Annotated in this window: 21 protein-coding genes and 1 pseudogene; 12 read left to right on the forward strand and 10 right to left on the reverse strand. The window is 70.4% G+C overall.

Annotated features, from left to right (window positions below):
* Positions 1-20 precede the first annotated feature (20 nt).
* The gene (locus HII36_RS31365; protein WP_173526900.1) at positions 21-560 is read right to left on the reverse strand and encodes a putative immunity protein; all 540 of its coding nucleotides are present in this window, start codon (positions 558-560) and stop codon (positions 21-23) included.
* An 85-nt stretch (positions 561-645) separates the two neighbouring features.
* Positions 646-1185, reverse strand: a complete 540-nt coding sequence (locus HII36_RS31370; RefSeq protein ID WP_173526901.1) for an SMI1/KNR4 family protein — start codon at positions 1183-1185, stop codon at positions 646-648.
* A 71-nt stretch (positions 1186-1256) separates the two neighbouring features.
* Between HII36_RS31370 and HII36_RS31375 the strand changes: the two genes are divergently transcribed.
* The 4 genes from HII36_RS31375 (at position 1257) to HII36_RS31390 (ending at position 4135) form a co-directional block, all read left to right on the forward strand.
* Positions 1257-1760: a hypothetical protein gene (locus HII36_RS31375; RefSeq protein ID WP_173526902.1), complete on the forward strand. Its 504-nt coding sequence runs from the start codon at positions 1257-1259 to the stop codon at positions 1758-1760.
* A gap of 110 nt (positions 1761-1870) precedes the next feature.
* Complete coding sequence (locus HII36_RS31380) at positions 1871-2602, forward strand: hypothetical protein (RefSeq protein ID WP_173526903.1); 732 nt, start codon at positions 1871-1873, stop codon at positions 2600-2602.
* Between the two features lie 3 nt (positions 2603-2605).
* Entirely contained in the window at positions 2606-3238 is a 633-nt protein-coding gene (locus HII36_RS31385) for a hypothetical protein (protein WP_173526904.1), read from the forward strand.
* A 48-nt stretch (positions 3239-3286) separates the two neighbouring features.
* A complete protein-coding gene (locus HII36_RS31390; protein WP_173526905.1) occupies positions 3287-4135 on the forward strand; it encodes a hypothetical protein in 849 nt (282 codons plus the stop codon).
* A 1-nt stretch (position 4136) separates the two neighbouring features.
* Here the strand turns inward: HII36_RS31390 and HII36_RS31395 are convergent, their stop codons facing one another.
* The 4 genes from HII36_RS31395 to HII36_RS31410 all read right to left on the reverse strand — a co-directional run bounded on the left by HII36_RS31395 (position 4137) and on the right by HII36_RS31410 (position 7833).
* Positions 4137-4937: a hypothetical protein gene (locus HII36_RS31395; RefSeq protein ID WP_173526906.1), complete on the reverse strand. Its 801-nt coding sequence runs from the start codon at positions 4935-4937 to the stop codon at positions 4137-4139.
* A gap of 108 nt (positions 4938-5045) precedes the next feature.
* Positions 5046-5414 (reverse strand): VOC family protein, encoded by a 369-nt coding sequence (locus HII36_RS31400; RefSeq protein WP_173526907.1) that lies wholly within the window; start codon positions 5412-5414, stop codon positions 5046-5048.
* A 15-nt stretch (positions 5415-5429) separates the two neighbouring features.
* Positions 5430-5807 carry a VOC family protein gene (locus tag HII36_RS31405; protein WP_173526908.1) on the reverse strand — a complete coding sequence of 126 codons (378 nt, stop codon included), beginning with the start codon at positions 5805-5807 and terminating at the stop codon, positions 5430-5432.
* Positions 5808-5892: 85 nt separating this feature from the next.
* Entirely contained in the window at positions 5893-7833 is a 1941-nt protein-coding gene (locus tag HII36_RS31410; RefSeq protein WP_173526909.1) for a S41 family peptidase, read from the reverse strand.
* A 165-nt stretch (positions 7834-7998) separates the two neighbouring features.
* Between HII36_RS31410 and HII36_RS31415 the strand changes: the two genes are divergently transcribed.
* Entirely contained in the window at positions 7999-8463 is a 465-nt protein-coding gene (locus HII36_RS31415) for a GNAT family N-acetyltransferase (RefSeq protein ID WP_173526910.1), read from the forward strand.
* A gap of 86 nt (positions 8464-8549) precedes the next feature.
* On the opposite strand, the gene HII36_RS31420 is transcribed toward HII36_RS31415, so the two are convergent.
* A complete protein-coding gene (locus tag HII36_RS31420) occupies positions 8550-9713 on the reverse strand; it encodes an MFS transporter (RefSeq protein ID WP_173526911.1) in 1164 nt (387 codons plus the stop codon).
* Positions 9714-9909: 196 nt separating this feature from the next.
* Here HII36_RS31420 and HII36_RS31425 point away from each other — a divergent pair, with 196 nt between their 5' ends.
* Positions 9910-11196 carry a TIGR04013 family B12-binding domain/radical SAM domain-containing protein gene (locus tag HII36_RS31425; RefSeq protein WP_328807969.1) on the forward strand — a complete coding sequence of 429 codons (1287 nt, stop codon included), beginning with the start codon at positions 9910-9912 and terminating at the stop codon, positions 11194-11196.
* Between the two features lie 74 nt (positions 11197-11270).
* Here the strand turns inward: HII36_RS31425 and HII36_RS31430 are convergent, their stop codons facing one another.
* Together HII36_RS31430 and HII36_RS31435 are read right to left on the reverse strand one after the other, a co-directional pair.
* Entirely contained in the window at positions 11271-11528 is a 258-nt protein-coding gene (locus HII36_RS31430; RefSeq protein ID WP_173526912.1) for a hypothetical protein, read from the reverse strand.
* Positions 11529-11592: 64 nt separating this feature from the next.
* Positions 11593-12102, reverse strand: coding sequence for a VOC family protein (locus HII36_RS31435; RefSeq protein WP_173526913.1), 510 nt, complete (start codon positions 12100-12102; stop codon positions 11593-11595).
* 131 nt (positions 12103-12233) lie between these two features.
* On the opposite strand from HII36_RS31435, the gene HII36_RS31440 reads away from it, so the two are divergent.
* From HII36_RS31440 to HII36_RS31455, 4 genes are all read left to right on the forward strand, one after another.
* Positions 12234-12422, forward strand: coding sequence for a hypothetical protein (locus tag HII36_RS31440; RefSeq protein WP_173526914.1), 189 nt, complete (start codon positions 12234-12236; stop codon positions 12420-12422).
* A 44-nt stretch (positions 12423-12466) separates the two neighbouring features.
* Positions 12467-13612, forward strand: a complete 1146-nt coding sequence (gene xylA / locus HII36_RS31445; protein WP_217370201.1) for a xylose isomerase — start codon at positions 12467-12469, stop codon at positions 13610-13612.
* Entirely contained in the window at positions 13609-15024 is a 1416-nt protein-coding gene (locus HII36_RS31450; protein WP_173526915.1) for a xylulokinase, read from the forward strand. The genes xylA and HII36_RS31450 overlap by 4 nt, the downstream gene beginning before the upstream one ends.
* Before the next feature lie 66 nt (positions 15025-15090).
* Positions 15091-16644, forward strand: coding sequence for a Rho termination factor N-terminal domain-containing protein (locus HII36_RS31455; RefSeq protein ID WP_173526916.1), 1554 nt, complete (start codon positions 15091-15093; stop codon positions 16642-16644).
* A 236-nt stretch (positions 16645-16880) separates the two neighbouring features.
* On the opposite strand, the gene HII36_RS31460 is transcribed toward HII36_RS31455, so the two are convergent.
* Positions 16881-17510: a flavoprotein gene (locus HII36_RS31460; protein ID WP_328807970.1), complete on the reverse strand. Its 630-nt coding sequence runs from the start codon at positions 17508-17510 to the stop codon at positions 16881-16883.
* A 75-nt stretch (positions 17511-17585) separates the two neighbouring features.
* On the opposite strand from HII36_RS31460, the gene HII36_RS31465 reads away from it, so the two are divergent.
* Positions 17586-17981, forward strand: a complete 396-nt coding sequence (locus HII36_RS31465) for an STAS domain-containing protein (RefSeq protein WP_236004048.1) — start codon at positions 17586-17588, stop codon at positions 17979-17981.
* Positions 17982-18060: 79 nt separating this feature from the next.
* Positions 18061-18251, forward strand: a pseudogene (locus HII36_RS31470) (DUF998 domain-containing protein); the annotation flags it as partial.

The following is an 18251-nucleotide window of genomic DNA, read 5'->3' on the forward strand; positions in this document are numbered from 1 at the left end:
CCCCGTAAGGGTGCGTGGGATCAGCGGAGTGACGTGTCTAGTTGTCGGAGTAGTTCTCCGACGCGGCCGCCGCCGGGTGGGGCGAGGGGGTAGCGGCGCAGGACGGCCACCACGACAGGGTTGGCGAGGGATCGCGAGTGTTCGAGGTGATCGGCGCCGACCGCGGGGTCGTCTTCGGCGCAGAGTTCGAAGGCGCGTGCGGCGTGGGCGGCGGCGCCGAGGATGTGTTTGACCTGCGTGGCCTTGGCCAACGGGTGGAGGTAGCCCGCGCCGGCCGCGGCCAGCGCGGCGCGGGCGGCGTCGGTGGCTGCGGCGAGTCCCGCGTCGCGTGTTTCCTGGGCCGCGCGCATCGCCGCCCAGGCGCTGTCGCGCAGAGCCTTGGTGCGCTTGGCGCCGTCCGCGAAGGTCTGGGCGGCTTCGAGCGCGGCTCGTGGGCGGTGATCGTCGGGACGTTCGCGCTCGAAGATCGTCAGTGCGGGCAGCGCGCACGCCACGGCGAAGCCGGCGACCTCGCGGAGTTCGGACAGACTGAGTGCGATCGTGGTGGGCTCATCAGCCATGACGTCGTCCCTTCTGCGCGGCGGTCGTACCAGGTTCAACCGTAACGTTGAACCGCCGGTGTAAACTTTGGCGTAGTGCTCCCGGTCACTCCGACAGGCGTTGGCGGGCCGGCTCCCATGGCCGGATTTCGCCGTCTTCGTCGGTGTCCTCCTCGTACCAGCCCGTCTCCGACAGCCACGTCTCCAGCCAGCCGGCCAGGGTTTCCGCGTCGACGTACCAGGCGTGGTGCCATTCGTCGTCCACGCCGTTCGGCTCGAAGAGCAGGACGGTTCCTTCCGTACTGCGGCAATCCACCGCGGCGTACATGCCGCATCCCCAGTCCAGGATCGGCAGGACGGCCGCCGGCCAGTGCGCGACCCCGTCGGACTCGGCTGTCCGGCGTTCCTCGCGGTAGTCGGTGACCGCGGTGCGTCCTTCGCCGGAGAGCGGAAGGAACTGGTAATCGGGGCCGAAGCCGCCGTTGGCCACCTCGCGGTAGAGCCGGGCGAGCGGCGGCGGAAGGCGGAAACCCAAGACGCTCTCGGCCTGCGCCACCTCCGCCGCCGTGGCCGGAGGGGGTAACCGTTCCGCGGTCTCGATCGCCTTCAGCCGCACCCGGCGAAGAAGGTCGTCCATCTGGGTCATGGGGTGATCGTGCCGGCGGGGTACGACATCGTTCCCGGAAATGTCGGTGGTGGGCCCTACGCTCGTCGTTCATGAGTCCCTATGCGGAGACCGTCCGGGTGGAAGTGGACGTCGAGGACTGCGGCGCCGTCTACCTGCTGGACGGGGACGGTTCCGACCCGGGCGACGTGGAGCAGGAGGTCCCGCTGGTCAGGGTGGGCAAGGCCATGGCCGAGCTGGCGATCATGTATCAGGGCGGCGACGGCATCCCCATCAAGGTGACCGTCGCCGACCACGATCCTGGCGCCGACCTCGACGGGTACGAGGAGATCGTGGAGATCGACTACCTGGCGCCGATCGGCAGGGTCTTCCTGATCGGGTGGGGCACGGACTGGGACGACGAGGGGGTGCGCCGGCTGCCTCCGCTGCCCTCGGGACCGGGGGTGTACCGGTTACGCCACCACGTCGGGAACACGCTCGCGGAGCCGCCCGACGATGACCACCACTACCTGCAGATCTGGCCGGCCGAACCGTCCCCGCCCGTCATCGTCAAGGAGGGCGAGTGGATCGCTCACGAGAAGGCCGACGTCACCTGAGCCTGAGGCTGAAGCTGGCTGAGGTGGGTGGTGGTGCTCGCGTGCCTGGTCGGGTAGCGTCTGCGTCTTCGGACGGCACGGCCTTCCGGAGTCATTGAAGGCGGCCGTCCATGGTGGAGCCCGACCCGACCCTCACCCGACTTCGTCTCGACGCCGCGCTGACCCGCGTGGCCGTCATCTTCCGGGGCATGACCGCGCGTTCCGACGAGGGCAACTGTGAGTGCCACTGGGGCAGCGCGGCGGAACTCGCGCGGTTGAAGGTGCCGGACGTGGAGCTGGGCCTCGACCTGCTGAACCGGACGTGGCGCAGCGACTGGGACGATCCATCGGCGATACTCCGGCGCGTTCTGCCCGAGTTCTCCAGGGCGATGGTCGACGGCCTGCTCGAGCCCTTCTGCGGCCCGGAGCAGATCGGTTACGCGTTCGTCCGCGCCGACTGGCGGCAGTGGCCGGTCGAGCAGTTCGCGGCGGCGCGGGAGCTGCTGGACGCCTGGTGGGCACACACCCTCGTCCAGCCGAATCCCGCCATGCCGGTGTGCGAGGTTCTCGTGGTGTGCGCGGAAGCCTCCGAGACGCTCACCCCGTGGCTACGGGTGTGGGAAGCGCAGGATCACGCGGTGGCGGACCGGCACCTGGCCGACGCGATCACCGGCTGGACGCGCGACTTCATGGGCGGCTGGCTGCCTTGGGACAGCTGGAACAGTTGGGGGAACGCGGACGAGCGCCTCGCCGAGCTGGCGACCTGGTTGATCCGGTTCGCTCCCGCCCGGCTCGGCGCGCGGAGCTTGTCCGCGGAGTTGCTGCACCGGCTGCGATTTCTCGGCCAGACGCAGGCCGTGTGACACGTGCGTGAGAATGGGCGGGTGGACGGCGACGCGGGTGGTTCCGCCCGCCCTGGGTTCGGCGCGCTGGTCCGGCGTTACGCGCTGCTCGTGGACGAGATGACGTGGGAGAGCATCGCGTACACGGTGACCGTCCCGGACAGCGGGGTGCTGACCGTGGCGGACGCGATTCGGCGGCTCGGGTACGAGGCCGGCGCGGTGCGTGCCGCGGGTGAGGTCAGGCCGGGGGATCTCGGGCTGCGACAGGCCGGTCGCGGCGTCATCACCTGCTCGGACAATCCGTACCAGGACGCCAAGGACGTGACGGATCGGCTGGCCGGTGAGGGGTTCCGGCACTGGTATCTGGCGGGGGACATCGAGGGCAACACCACCCTGTACGTCCGCTACGGCGACAGGGAGGGGCGGCTCGAGTTTCCCGAACCCGGCTGGATCCCCTTCACTCCCTGGACGGAGAGCCTGGGGCCGCTGGCCGCCTACGAGGACGTCTTCACCCGGCTCTACGACACTTGGGCCGATGATCCCGAGATGTGCATCGACGGTACGTGTCTCGCGGTGATCGAGCGGGAGAGCGGCGTGCGGCTGGACGAGAGTCTGTGGATCCGGCCGATGGAGGTCTACCTGCCGACCTCCGGCTGATTCGTGGGCATCTGGACAGCCGGGACCCTGGGTGGCGAAGATCTTCTCATGGGGAGAACGCGTGTGCTGCTGTGCGGCCTGGCGGTGTCGGCCGCACTGCCTCTGATCGGGGTGGCGGCTCCCGCACAGGGTACGACGCGGGCACCGGCCGGTACTGCCCACGTGCCCGTCAGCGCCGTTCAGGTGCAGGCCGGTGATGTGCTGGAGCCGGCGGTGACGGCGCTGGGGAGGCGGTTCGCGGCGAAAGCCGGCGTGTCCTACTCCCAGCGGACGCGCGGCGCGCTGAGCCTGCCCGCGTACCGGGCGACCGAACACGGCAAGCACCGGCTCGCGCCCGGCCCCGGCATCCACGCCAGCGATACCACCACCCGATTCACCTGGGGTGACGGGGACGACGGCACACAGTGGTACCGCGTGATCATCATCGGCCGCGACCTCTACACCCAGGAGGCCGAGGGCGGGAAGTGGGCGCACTCGCGTGAGACGAAAGGCAGCGGCGCGCTCTGGGCCCAGGACCTGATCGACCCGCTGAACCCGCGATTCCTGCGCCTGATCTCGCCGGATGCCGAGAAGACCGGCACCGGCACCGGCGACCGGTACGACGGGGTCAGGACCACCAGGTACGACGGGTCCGTGCGGGTGGAGCTGCTCGGCGTGCGCGGGGCGGGCTACTACTTCGGCCCGGGGATCGAGGGCTCGGGAGGCGGGCGCATCGACTGGAAGCTCTGGCTGGGACCGGACGACCTGCCCAGACGGTTCCAGGCGGCGATCACGTTCGACCCCCCCGAGCATGCGGTGAAGCCGGACGTCATCCGGATCAACGTGCTCTACCGGGACTGGGGGAAGCCGGTTCGCGTCCAGGCCCCGGCGGCGAGACTCGTCGTCGAGTCGTTGTGAGTCAGTTCCCGGCCAGCTCCCAGATGCCGACCTCGTGCAACGTGGGCACCAGGGCGAGGAGTTCCGTCTCCGGGGCGGTGCCGCGCAACTCCACCAGCGCCCGGCCGCGCTTCGTGATCACCGCCTTGACGTCGCCCTCGTCCCTGATCCAGAGGCCGGTCGCCGCCTTGCGGCAGGCGAGTTCGCCCTCGCAGATCTCGCGCTGACTCACGCCGCGGCTCGGCCTGACCGTGACCGACAGGTTCGAGTCGCCGCCCGGCCACTCGTAGACCAGTTCGACCCTGCGGTATTGGCTGTGGGCCTGGACGAGCCGGTGATCCGGCAGGTCAGGCAGGATGATCGGCACGCCGTCATGAGCCAGCATCCGCGTGTCCAGTACGAACGAGAGGGCGCCGCCGCCGAGTCCGCCGGCCACGTGAACGGCTGCGACCAGGACGAGTGTGGCGATGCGCAGGCCGCGCCCGATCCGCATCATCATGGCCGCGGCGAAGGCGAAGGAGAGCGCGCCGAGCGCCATGAAGACCAGGTGTTGCAGCCGCCCCCCGTACTCGGTGATGGAGGGCATCGAAACGACGAACGTCAGCAAGGACGCGGCCAGGCAGAAGGGCGCGGTCACCCCCATCGGCACCGCCAGGGGCAACCGGCCCCACCGGCACAGCAGCAGGCTCACCGGGAAGGGCATGAGGAACATCAAGACCAGGGGGAGCCCCCAGCCCCAGGAACCGCCGAGCTCGTCGACGACGACGGACTCCGCGAGGCCGACCACCGCACCGGCTACCGCTGCCCGGAGTAAGGCGTGCATAGCTGATCATGCGACATGACCAGCTCCCGGTGTCAAGGCCTGAGCACGGGCACCCCGCCTGCGGGCGGCCCATACGGGCCGCCGGCAGGGCGGGAATGCCGGGCGCCGCTACTGCTGGATGACCGACAGGACGTTGCCCGCCGGGTCGGTGAACCAGGCGATCAGCGGGCCGCCGCCGCGGAAGATGCCCTTCTCGTCCGTCTTGAGGTGCTCGTAGCGCTCGAAGCGGACGCCACGCCTGGTCAGCTCGTCCACCGCCTGCTCGATGTCCGGCACGGGGAAGTTGAGCACCGTGTACGTGGCCGGCTGGTGGTCGTCCTTCGGGTAGACCAGGATGTCCCGGTCACCCGCGATGTGCAGGGTCAGCAGGCCGTTCTCCTCGGAGACCTTGATGCCGAGCGTGTCGCCGTAGAACGCCTTGGCCGCGGCCAGATCGCCGACCGAGAATCCACTGAACGCCTTGGTGTTTCCGAACATGATCGCCTTCCTGATTCACATGGCCGCGCGGTGCTCTTCGCTGAGCTGGATGATCTGGACGTAGTTGCCGTCCGGGTCGACCGCGGTGGCGAACAGGCTGCCGTCGCGGTCTTCCAGCTCGGCCAGCCACTGCACACCCAGCTCGGTCATCCGCGCCGCGATGGCGCGGGCGTCGGCCACGTCGAAGTTGAGTATCACCCGCCCGGGCTCGGGATTCTTGTCGGCCACGTCCGCCCGCGTGTCGATGAGCAGGTGGAACGGGCCGAACTTGAGCACCCCGTACCCGTTGACGTCGCTGACCTCCTCCGGGTCGAGCGCGCTGACGTACCAGGTACGCAGCCGCTCGGGATCGGTGCTGGAGAGGAGGAGACTGTCCAGGATCGGGCGTCGCATGTGACTAACTCCTTGGCTGATGACGCGTTGTCACCTGAACAGACTCCCCGGCGGGCGGAAACTCATCGCATCTCGGGTGGGAAAATCATGGTGTGTAACGGGTAACGGGGGTGAGCGTGCCGTCCTGGCCGCGGACGAACGTCCTGACCGCCACCAGGCGACCCCCGGCGAAGCCCTCGACCCGGAGCGTTCTGGCGTCGTCCAGGCCGGGCACCTCGATCGTGGCGGCGGCGCCCAGGTCGGCCGACAGGCGGGGCCTGCCGTCGGTGAGCACGTCGGCCCGGTCCACCTGAGCAGCGGTGACGCGCAGCCCGCCGCCGACGAGTTCGACGTCGAAGGTGCGCCGCACGCCCGCGCCGAGTGCCCGTCCGGCGCGGGCCAGCAGGTCGCGGGAGTTGTGCATCACGTCGTCGCGGGTGGTGGGGTGCACCTCGTCGGCCTCGACGCCGAAGTCCTCGATGGCCACGCCCGCGTTCGCGCGCACCCGCAGCAGCCGGCCGAAGGCGATGGTCAGGTCCGCCTGCGCGGGCAGCTCCTGGTACGGGTTCTGGCCGGACGGCAGGATGCGCAGGAACGTGTTCCAGTCCCAGACGGCGGCCCCGCCCGCGCCGGTGCTCTTGTCGACCCCGATCACGGTGCCGATCTCGTGGTCCTGGAAACCGGCGGCGAAGATGTCGGCCGCGGAGTAGCTGCGCGCGTCGGTGAGGAGGAGCAGCGGGCCGAGGTAGGCGTGCGGCACCTTGTCCAGGTCCGCGACGTCGGTGAGCGGGACGCCCGCGGAGAACGGCGCGCCGGTCTCGACGGCGTGTTCCAGCGACTTGATCCACGGGTTCATCCAGGTGTTCGCCCGGCAGATCCGCAGGTTCAGCGGCGAGCTGAGCAACTGCATCGGCTCGGAGTCCAGGCGGCCCGGGATGAGCGCCTGGAGGCAGAGTTCGGCGGCGTTGGCGTATCCGCCGTGGTTGCCCCTGATGTCGAGGATGACACCGCTGTCCGGCATGAGCCCGAGCAGCCGGATGAACTCGTTGACGAACAACTCGATGGCCCGGCTCGCCGGCTGCACCTCCGGGTGGAAACTCCTGAGCCGGAGATAGCCGAAGTCCCCGCTGGGCGTGTTGACCACGCGGGCCTCGAACATCTGGGCCATCTCGTTCTCGATCGGGAAGTCGCCGGCCGCCGACACGACCTGCTGCCCGCTGGCCTGCTGCTGCATGGTGTGCGGGGCGAACAGCGACGCCTTCAGCCTGGCCAGTTGCCTGGCCTCGATGTCCATGGCCATCGTGCGTTCCGGTTCGATGGCGACCTCGGTCTGCACGGGCTCGGCCGGCGCGCCTGGGACCAGCCAGCGGCCCTTGGTGGTGGCCGCGTCGCCGTCCAGGTCGATGTAGTCGATGAGCACGGCCTCCTCGTCCGGCGGGCCGGTGAAGGCGAGGACCCTGATCGTGAAGAAGTCCAGCGCCCTGGCGTGCCTGGCGGCCGGGTTCGCCCCCGGCATCCGCGCGGCGAAGCGCTGCACCGCGCGTTCCATGGGCACGCCGTTCCAGTGCGTGATCTGCACGCCTGGACGGAACCTGTCGGTGGGCGCGGGCGCCGGGCCCTGCCGCTCGGGTGCGACCAGGTAGCAGAGTTCGCCGTCCTTGACGAAGTGCTTGACGCGGAACGGCAGGAACGCCACCGCGTCGGCGAACCTGGCCGGCAGCGTGTAGCGGGTGTGCAGGTCGCGCAGCGAATTGAACAGGTCGATCATTTCCTCGTGGAATTGCCATTCCGAGGTGGCCGCGCCGTTCATGCCCATTCTGGCGATCATGAGCCGTAGTCGCTGGAGTGGGTTGATCGCGTACCTGGTGGCCTTGAGTGGGAGGTTGGCGTAGTTCTGTTCGAGCGCGAGTAACGCCTGGGTGGCTATTTTCTCCCGCTCGGCGGGGGAGAGCGCGGTGGCCTGGTCGAGGAAGTCCGACAGCGGCACGGCCGCCGCCAGCTCCTTGCTGGACGGCGCGGGCAGGTTCTCCATCGGCAGGTTCGTCATGTGCGGGCTCCTATTCGTCGCGCCGATTGTCGGACGGGAACCGGGAAACGCGCATGAGTACCCCCTACTCGTTATCGTGAAGACATGCCTGGTTGACGTACGAGGGCGCCGCCTTTCCCCGCGCCACCATTCACCGGGAGCGTGTCGAGGAAAAGGGGAAAGGCAGTGGAGATCGAGATCAGACGCGTTCGCGAAAGCGAAGGCGAAAAGGTCGGCGACCTGTGGAACCGCATGTGTGCCGAGCTGGACGACGGCGGGCCGCTCGGGGCGGAGGGGCAGCGCAACCTGTCCAGGATGCTCGGCATGTCCGCCTGGCACCGCGACGCGTTCTGCCTGGTCGCCGTCGCGGACGAGGAGATCGTCGGGTTCGTGAACGGGCGGCTCGACGACGGCGACGGGCTGTTGCCCGGCCTGCTCGGCGAGATCGACGAGCTGTACGTCGTGCCCGAGCACCGGGGCCGGGGGGTGAGCCGGGCGCTGGCCAGGGCGGCGGCCGACTGGCTGTTCGGGCGGGGCGCGCTGACCGTGCGCCACCTCGCCTGCCGCGACAACACCGAGGCGCACCGGTTCTGGGAAGGCGTGGGGTTCCAGAACGACCTGGTCTGCCTGTCGCTCTACCGCGAAGACTGACGGGCGGGGCGCCGGCGAGCCTCCCTCGCCGGCGCCCCGGTCACCGTTCCGCCGGCGCCCCGGTCACCGCTTCGCCGGCGCCTTGGTCACCGCTTGGCCAGCCAGGCCGCGATCAGCAGGTACGGCAGCGCCAGCACCGCGAACGTCACCCCATGCGGCAGCATCCCGGACAGACCCCCATAAGCCAGGTAAACCAGCACGGTGATCAGGTTGGTGCCCAGCCCGGCGACCGACGTCACGGTCGCCCTGGCCGGCCCGGTGATGCTGTTCTGCAGCCGGGCGTCGGCCACCACCCCGGCCAGCTGGAACACGCAGAAGGCGGCCGCGATCAGCAGGAACCCGGCCGGATGCCGGCTGAGCGCCCCACCGGCCAGGGCGACCGCGCCCAGCGCCACGGCCAGGGCGAACGCGCGTACCGGCAGCCTGCCACCGGGCCCCGACAGCAGCCCACCGGCCGTGGCGCCGATCCAGACCACCAGGATCACCAGCGGGATCGCCCCTTCCGGCACGCCCGCCTCGAAGCCCAGGTACGGGATGTACTCCTCAAGCGCCCCCCACACCGCCGTGACACCGGCGAGCAGCAGCACGGCGTGCCTGACCGGCCGGTTCGTCCTGGCCTCCGCCAGCCCGGCCCTGAGCACGTTCAGGTAGCCCTCCTCGCGTTCGCGGGCGGGCGAGGGGTGCTCGCGCAGCGTCAGCGCGGTCGCCGAGCACAGCAGGCACACCACGACGCTGGCCACGCCCACGGCCAGGTAGCCGCCGGCCGCGAACACGGGGGTGGCCAGGGCGATGGCGGTCGCGTCCGCGACCAGTCCGACCGAGTTCGTCCGTCCGATGACGGTGGCGTAGCGGTCGGCCTGGCCGGCGTGTTCTAGCTCCTCGTACGCGTAGGCCTCGAAGGCGCCGGACACCAGCGCGCCTTCCACGCCCCAGAGCACGAAGCCCAGCGCGAACGCCCAGTACGAAGGGAACAGCGTCCACAGCGCGAACCCCGCGCCGGCCAGCAGCGGGCCCAGGCACAGCAGCAACCGCCGCGACACCGCGTCGGCCCAGGCCCCCGACGGGACCTCGAGCACCATGCCGGTCACGGCCCAGATGATGAACAGCGACGACGTCTCGGCGACGGTCAGCCCGGCATTGGTGAACAACAACGTGTAGACCGGGTAGAGCAGGATGAACTCACCGAGGAACACGTAGACGTAGAGCGTGCCGACCAACCGGCCGGGCGCACGCCGCAACGATGGGATCATGAGGCCTTCCATGAACGGAGGGGTGAGGGATCTTCCGGGTGCGCGCGGCACCCCGGTGGCCCTCGGCCTCGTCGTTCAGGCCGGCCTCTGGTCAAGCATCAATGTCGCCAGGTCATGTCGGCGAGTCTAGCCGCACGCCCACCGTGATCGCCGCTGCCTTTTCGCCCGCCCGCCGGCCTGGGCTACGCTGCCGGACGTGACGGCGGCAGTGAGCGTGGTGGTGCGTTATCGCAAGGCGGTGACGTACGGCGTGCACGCCCTGCTCGCCGCTCTGGAGACGGCCGGGGTGGAACACGAGCTGCGGCTCGGCACCACGCCGGAGGAGACCGCCGCCCACATCGCCGAGACCGGCGCCGACCGGGTGCTCGTGCTGTGGTCGTTCTACTCGCCCGACGCCGAGGCCATGGCGGCAGAGCTGGCCACCGTCCGGGCGCACGGCGACAGGCCCGGCGTCCTGCACATCGCCGGCGGCGTGCACGCCACGGCCGAGCCGCAGCAGGTCATCGACGCCGGCTGGGACCTGGCCGCGATCGGCGAGGGCGAATCCACGATCATCTCCCTGGTCACCGCGCTGCGTCAGGGCGAGCCGCTGACGAGCGTGCCCGGCCTGGCCGTCAAGGACGGCGACGGCGTGGCGCTTCGCACCAGAGCGGCCCCGCAACTGCCGCTCGACGCGTACCCGTCGTTCGTCGGCAGGAACGGGCCCATCGAGATCACCCGTGGGTGCCGCTACACCTGCCGGTTCTGCCAGACGCCGTTCATGTTCGGCGGCCAGTTCCGGCACCGCTCGGTGTCCAGCGTGCGCGAGCACGTGCGCGGGATGGTCGAGCGCGGGCTGCGTGACGTCCGGTTCATCACCCCGACCTCGCTCTCGTACGGCTCGCCCGGGCCCGACGCCGACCTGACGGCCGTGGAGGAGCTGCTGGCCGGGGTGAAGGAGGAACTGCCGCCGCACGGCCGGGTGTTCTTCGGCAGCTTCCCGTCCGAGGTGCGTCCCGAGCACGTGTCGCCGGAGGCGATGAAGCTGCTCAAACGGTACGTGGCCAACGACAATCTCATCATCGGCGCCCAGTCGGGGTCGGATCGGGTGCTGGCCGCGTCCGGGCGCGGGCACGACACCTCGCCGGTGCGTGACGCGGTGCGGATCGCGGTGGAACACGGGTTCAGGCCGAACGTCGACTTCATCTTCGGCATGCCGGGTGAGGACGAAGGCGATCAGCGGGACTCGCTCAAGCTCGCCGCCGACCTGGCCGAGCTGGGCGCGCGCATCCACACGCACACGTTCATGCCGCTGCCCGGCACGCCGTGGCGCGACGCGGAGCCCGCGTTCATCCCGCTCGCGACGATGCGCGAGCTCGACAGGCTCGCCCAGCGCGGCGACGCCTATGGCCACTGGCGCAAGCAGGCCGAACATTCGGCACGGCTGGCGGAGACGGCCAAGGCCTACCCGCGGCGCACCCGCCGCCGGCGCACGTCGGACTGAACCGGATCGGGGACTCGGACCCTGGCATGCTCGTACCGGGACGACCCAGGCCGGATGACCCAGGCCGGGACGACTCACGCCGGGGTGCCGTTCTCCGGGTGGTCGTCGTCGTCCGTGAGGTGGTCGAACACGCGGTTCAACGTGTCGCCGAGCGGGCGCAGCACTTCGGTGAGCGCGTTGGCGAGCGGCGCGAAGATCTCGCCCATCTCGGTCAGGAGGTCCGGGCTCTTGCTCTCCGGAGGCTGCCAGCGCATCGCGTCGGCGCTCACGGTCTCCCATTCCTCCACGACGCCGTCGATGGCGTCGAGCACGTGATCGGGATCGCTTGGCATGACCGTTCTCCAAGGCGTGGGAGTCGGATAAGCCCACGGTACCTTTCGGACCGGTATCAGCACATCAGGCCGGGATCGACACTCCGATGCCGCCGCGGGTCTGACCGCCGTACCGCTGCTTGTCGGCGGCCAGGTCGAGTGGGCGGATGCGGGCCCGGGCCGCTAGCGTCTCCTCGGTCAGCAGCGCGGCCGGCACCAGCCAGGAGACCTCGAACTCCAGGCCGTCGGGGTCACGCGCGTACAGGGCCTTGGTGGTGGCGTGATCGGACGCGCCGACCAGCGCGCCGAGCTCGCTCAGCGTGGCGGCGACGCGTTCGAGCTCGTCGAGCGTGTCGACCTCCCAGGCCAGGTGGTAGAGACCGACGCTGCCGCGACCCGCGGGGGAGTCCGCCGCCTGCTCGCCGATCTCGAACAGGCCCAGGTCGTGGTCGTTGCTCGACCCGGACGCCTGCAGGAAAGCGGCGCCGCGCATGCTCATGACGACCTCGAAGCCCAGCGCTTCACGGTAGAAGGCGACACTGCGCTCTACATTCCGGACATACAGGACGGCGTGGTTGAGTCGCTGAACGGGCATCGCAGTCACCTTTCTTCGACCTCAATTGTATGAGATTTCAACTAAATCCGGCGGAACACGCTGCTCAGGGAGCGGGAAACTGTCGTGGCCACGTCGTACGGTGCTGCGGGTAGTCGAACGAGGAGACGCGGATGCACGACACCGAAGAGGTGCTGTTCAGGACGGTCCACGGCATCGCGGGCCGGCTGGCGGGCCAGCCCGTTCCCGTGGTGATGGACGCGTTGCTGCGCCAGTTGCCCAAGGCGCCCGGCCTCGAGGTGGCGGAGATCAGGAAGATCGCCGAGGAGATCAGCGTGGGGCGTGATCCATCGGGCCTGTGAAGAGCCGCTTGTGCACTGCTGATCGCTCGGGGAGCATCGAGGACATGTACGAGCCAACCCCAGATGATCGATTCACCTTCGGTCTGTGGACGGTCGGCTGGCAGGCGCGTGACCCGTTCGGCGACGCCGCCCGGGCGCCGCTCGATCCGGTGAAGAGCGTGCACAAGCTGGCCGAGCTCGGCGCCTACGGTGTCACCTTTCACGACGACGACCTGGTCGCCGTCGACTCCGATCGCGACCGGGCGATCGCCTCGTTCCGCAAGGCGGTCGCCGAGACCGGCCTGAAGGTGCCCATGGCCACCACCAACCTGTTCACCCACCCGGTCTTCCGCGACGGCGCGTTCACCAGCAACGACCGCGACGTGCGGCGGCACGCGCTGCGCAAGGTGCTGCGCAACCTGGACCTGGCCGCCTCGCTGGGCGCCCAGACGTATGTGTGCTGGGGAGGGCGCGAGGGCGCCGAGTCCGACGCGGCCAAGGACGTGCGTGCCGCGCTCGGCCGCTACAAGGAGGCCCTCGACCTGCTCTGCTCGTACGTGCGCGAGCGCGGCTACGACCTGCGCTTCGCGATCGAGCCCAAGCCGAACGAGCCGAGGGGCGACATCCTGCTGCCCACGATCGGTCACGCGCTGGCGTTCATCGGCGAGCTGGAGCACCCGGAGATGGTGGGGCTCAACCCGGAGGTCGGCCACGAGCAGATGGCGGGGCTCAACTTCGTCCACGGCGTCGCGCAGTCGCTGTGGCACGGCAAGCTGTTCCACATCGATCTCAACGGCCAGCACGGGCCACGCTTCGACCAGGACCTGGTCTTCGGTCACGGCGACGTGCTGAGCGCGTTTTTCCTGGTCGACCTGCTCGAACACGGCGGCTACGACGGCCCGAGGCACTTCGACTACAAGCCGGCGCGCACCGAGGACGCCGCGGACGTGTGGGTGTCGGCGGCGGCGAACATGCGCACGTACCTGATCCTGCGCGAGAAGGCCAGGCGCTTCCGCGCCGACCCCGAGGTGCGCGAGGCGCTGCGCGCCTCCAGGGTGGACGAGCTGGCCCTGCCCACGCTCAACCGCGGCGAGAGCCTGGCCGACCTGTGGGACGACGACTTCGATCCCGACGCGGCCGCCGCCCGCGGCTACCATTTCAGCCACCTCAATCAGCTCGCACTTGAACACCTGTTGGGAGTACGCGGTTGACACTGGTCGCGGGGATCGATTCCTCCACGCAGAGCTGCAAGGTCGTCATCCGCGACGCCGTCACGGGCGCGCTCGTCCGTGAGGGGCGGGCCGCCCATCCCTCGGGCACCGAGGTGCATCCCGACCACTGGTGGACGGCGTTGCTGCGGGCCGTCGACGCGGCCGGCGGGCTCGGCGACGTGGCGGCGGTCAGCGTGGCGGGGCAGCAGCACGGCATGGTCTGTCTCGACGAGTCCGGAAATGTCGTGCGCGACGCGCTGCTCTGGAACGACACCCGCTCCGCGCAGGCGGCTGCCGACCTGGTGGCCGAGCTGGGCGGGCCGGACTTCTGGGCGCAGGCGGTTGGGAGCGTTCCCGTGGCCGCGTTCACGGTCGCCAAGCTGCGCTGGCTGGCCGCGCACGAGCCGGCGAACGCCCGGCGCACGGCGGCCGTCTGCCTGCCGCACGACTGGCTCACCTGGCGGCTGGCCGGCGCTCTCGCGGCCGGTCCGCGTGAGACGTGGGAGTCCGCGCCGCCGCCCGCGCTGGAGCTCCTGACCACCGACCGGGGCGACGCCTCAGGCACCGGCTACTGGTCGCCCGCCACCGGCACGTACCGGACGGATCTCCTCAAGTCCGCCTTCGGCGCGGTGCCGTTACTGCCCCGGGTGCTCGGGCCGGCCGAGGAGGCGGTGGTCGCGGGCGGCGTCCGGCTGGCTCCGGGCACCGGCGACAACATGGCCGCCGCGCTCGGCGTCGGGGCGCTGCCGGGTGACGTCGTCGTCTCGCTGGGCACCTCGGGCACGGTCTTCGCCGTCGCCGACCACCCCAGCGCCGACCCCACCGGCGCGGTCGCCGGCTTCGCCGACGCCACCGGCCGCTACCTGCCGCTGGTCTGCACGCTGAACGCGGCCCGCGTCATGGACGCCGCCGCCCGGCTCACCGGCGTCACCCTCGACCAGCTCAGCGAACTGGCCCTGCAGGCGCCGCCTGGCGCGGACGGGCTGACGCTGGTGCCGTACCTGGAGGGCGAACGCACCCCGAACCTGCCTGCCGCGACCGGCGCGATACACGGGCTCACGCTCGCCACCGCCACCCCGGCCCACCTGGCGCGAGCCGCGATCGAAGGCATGCTCTGCGGGCTGGCCGACGCGCTGGAGTCGTTGCGGCTGACCCCGAACCGGCTGCTGCTCATCGGCGGGGCGGCCCGCTCGGAGGCGGTACGCCGCATCGCTCCCACCGTCTTCGGCACCGCCGTGACCGTGCCGCCGCCCGGCGAGTACGTGGCCGACGGGGCCGCCTATCAGGCCGCCACGCTGCTCACCACGCCTGCCTGGCGACAGGAGGACACGGCCGTCTACACCGGGGAACCGCGCCCGGAGATCCGTGATCGTTACGCCCAGGCCCGTCCCCAGTTCCTGTCGAGGCCGTAAACCTGATTTCGGCTGCCCAGTTTGTGGTTGAAACGGGGGGTAGTGGGGGTGCGGGGGTGATGCGCCATGGCGCGACTGAAAGTTCCCGCACGTACCAGGAACAACGGACGAATCCAGACCGCGAGCAAGTCGGCGGCCAAGAAACCGGTGGCCAAGAAGTCGGCGACGAAGAAATCGGCGACCACGACGCGATCAGCGAAGCAGAGCGGCCTGGCTGACCTCAAGGTCGACCAGCTCAGGGCCCGGGCCCGGCGGCTGGGGCTGTCCGGCGGGTCGCAGATGCGCAAGGACCAGCTGATCAAGGCCGTGACCAAGGCCGGCAGCGGTTCGAGCGCCGGCCGGACGGGCAGCAACGGGGCGGCGTCCCGCCGGACCGGCGGCAGCACGAAGTCGAGCACGTCGAGCAAGTCCACGACGAGCAGGTCGAAGGCCGGTAGCGGTCTTGCGGACATGAGCGCGGATCAGTTGCGTGCTCGGGGGAAGCGGCTCGGTCTGAGCGGGTTGTCGAAGATGCGCAAGGACGACCTGATCAAGACGATCAACAAGGCCGGCGGCAACGGCAGCCGTTCGCGGGCCGCTACGTCCACGAAGTCCGGCAAGTCCACGACGAGCAAGTCCACGACGAGCAAGTCGAAGGCCGGTAGCGGTCTCGCGGACATGAGCGCCGACCAGTTGCGTGCTCGGGGGAAGCGGCTCGGTTTGACCGGGTTGTCGAAGATGCGCAAGGACGACCTGATCAAGACGATCAACAAGGCCGGTGGCAAGTCGGCGTCGAGCAAGTCCACGACGAGCAGGTCGAAGGCCAGTGGCGGTCTCGCGGACATGAGCGCCGACCAGTTGCGTGCTCGGGGGAAGCGGCTCGGTCTGAGCGGGCTGTCCAAGATGCGCAAGGACGACCTGATCAAGACGATCAACAAGGCCGGTGGCAAGTCGGCGTCGAGCAAGAGCGCGACGAGCAAGAGCACGGCGAGCAAGTCCGCGACGAGCAGGTCGAAGGCCGGTAGCGGTCTCGCGGACATGAGCGCGGATCAGTTGCGTGCTCGGGGGAAGCGGCTCGGCTTGACCGGGTTGTCGAAGATGCGCAAGGACGACCTGATCAAGACGATCAACAAGGCCGGCGGCACCAAGTCCAACGGTGCCAAGACCTCGTCCACCGCCAAGAAGTCGACGACGGCGAAGACGTCGGCGACCGCCAAGAAGCCGACGAGCGCCGCACGCTCGCGCTCGACCAGCACGACCACGAGCCGGGCCACCCCGGCGAGGTCGAGCACCACCAGGTCGAGCACCGCACGGTCGAGCGCCGCCCGGTCGAGCACCGCACGGTCGAGCACAGCCAAGTCCAGGCCGAGCACGGCAAAATCAGGCACGACCCGGTCGGGGGCCGCGAAGGCCGGCACGGCCAGGTCCCGCTCCAAGGCCGGCACGATTCCCGGCCAACGAACCGCCGAGTCGGCGGGGGCCAGGATGGGCGCGCAGCCCGACCTGGAGAGCGCCTACAGCAGGGACGCGACCGCCGGGACCCGCTACCCCGAGGAGAGCCTGACCCGGGGCGAGCACGGCCCCGAGCGTCCCGTGCCGGACATGGCCATCAACCGGTACGGCGTGACCCCGGTCCCGTAAGCGCCGGACGGCCACGCGGAACCCCCATGCCGCCGGCGGTCGGGCAGTGCCGATCTTCTCGGCACCCCGGCCGCCCAGGCATCCCGGCCGCTCAGGCATCCCGGCCGCTCAGGCATCCCGGCCGCTCAGGCATCCCGGCCGCCCAGGCATCCCGGCCGCTCACGCATTCCGGCCGCTCAGGCATCCCGGCCGCCCACGCATTCCGGTCGCCCAGGCGTCCCCGATCGCGCGCGGGTTCAGTGCTCGGCGCCGCCTGGCAAGGCGTGCAGCGCCCGTTCCCAGGGGAAGGCGTCGATGCGGTCGTCGCCGGAACTCGGCACGTGCGGCTCGAACTCGCCGGGCCCGAACAGCACCAGAACCCCCTCCGCCCGCAGTTCCTCGACGCTCCGCGCGAAGGCCCGGCGCCCGGCGAGCGCGCTGTTGACGAACGGCAGCACCACGACGGGGATCCCGAGCCCGGGCGCTTCCGCCAGCAGGCCGAGGGCGTAGGTGTCCGCGATGCCCTGGGCGAACTTGTTGACCGTGTTGTACGTGGCCGGAGCCACCACGATCGCGTCCGCACGCGGCGGCTTGGCCTCGGACGGCCTGCGGTAGCGGCTCTTGACCGGCCGCCCGGTCCGCCGTTCCAGCTCGGCCACGTCGATGAAGTCGAGCGCCGACGGCGTGGCGACGACCTGGACGATCCATCCCTCCGCCTGCGCCAGGCCGACCAGCCGCCCGACCTCGGCCGCCGGGCTCGCCGCGCACACCACGATCTGGAGCAGCCTGCCCGCCTGTCCTCCCGCGCTCGTCACGCCGGCCAGCATGTCACGTCCTCGCGGGAGAAGCTCGCGGGAGAAGCTCAGCTCGCGGGAGAAGTCCGGCACGTCCCTCGCGGAATGTCGTACCGGCGGTGCACCCTCGGAGGAGGAGACGGACGGACGATCGGAGAAGTGCGCGCGATGCCAGACCCCCAGCCGGGCCAGGGCCCGGCGATCGAGGTCGAGACCCGGAGAAGCGGCGGCGTGGCGTGTTTCGTCCTGCGCGTGGCCGGTGACCTGGACGAGCGGGCGCCGTTCGCGCTGCGTGAGGAGACGGCCCCGCTGGTGCGCGGGACCGAGGACGCGCGCCTGGTCCTCGACCTGACCGGGGTCACGAGCTGCGACTCGGCGGGCGCCGGGGCGCTGCTCGCGGCGCTCAAGCGGACCGTGCTGGCGGGCGGACGGCTGGCCCTCGCCGCGATGCCGCCCGACATCCTGCGAGATTTCCGGCAGCGGGGCCTGGACCGCGCGTTCACCATCCACGACACGGTCGAGCAGGCACTCGAAGACCTGCGCGGGCCGGAACGCGCCCCCTAGGGGAAGGCCGGGGTTCTCAGGGTCGGGTAGGGGATGGGCACTGATGTGAGTGATGCCGCCCCTGTCGCAGAGTTTCCCTATGACCGCAGTGAAGAGGCTCTACCCGCTGATCGCGTGCTCGTCGATCGTGTTCGCGGTGGTGGCGATCCTCATCGGGCAGTTCGGGCCTGACTCGTACCTCGACCCGATGAACGTGACCATCAGCGAGTACGCCGTGGCTGACCGCGGGGGCGTCACGGAAGTGGCGATGGTCGTGCTCGGGGTGGGGTC

This window comes from Nonomuraea antri (assembly GCF_013283785.1).
Lineage (GTDB): Bacteria > Actinomycetota > Actinomycetes > Streptosporangiales > Streptosporangiaceae > Nonomuraea > Nonomuraea antri.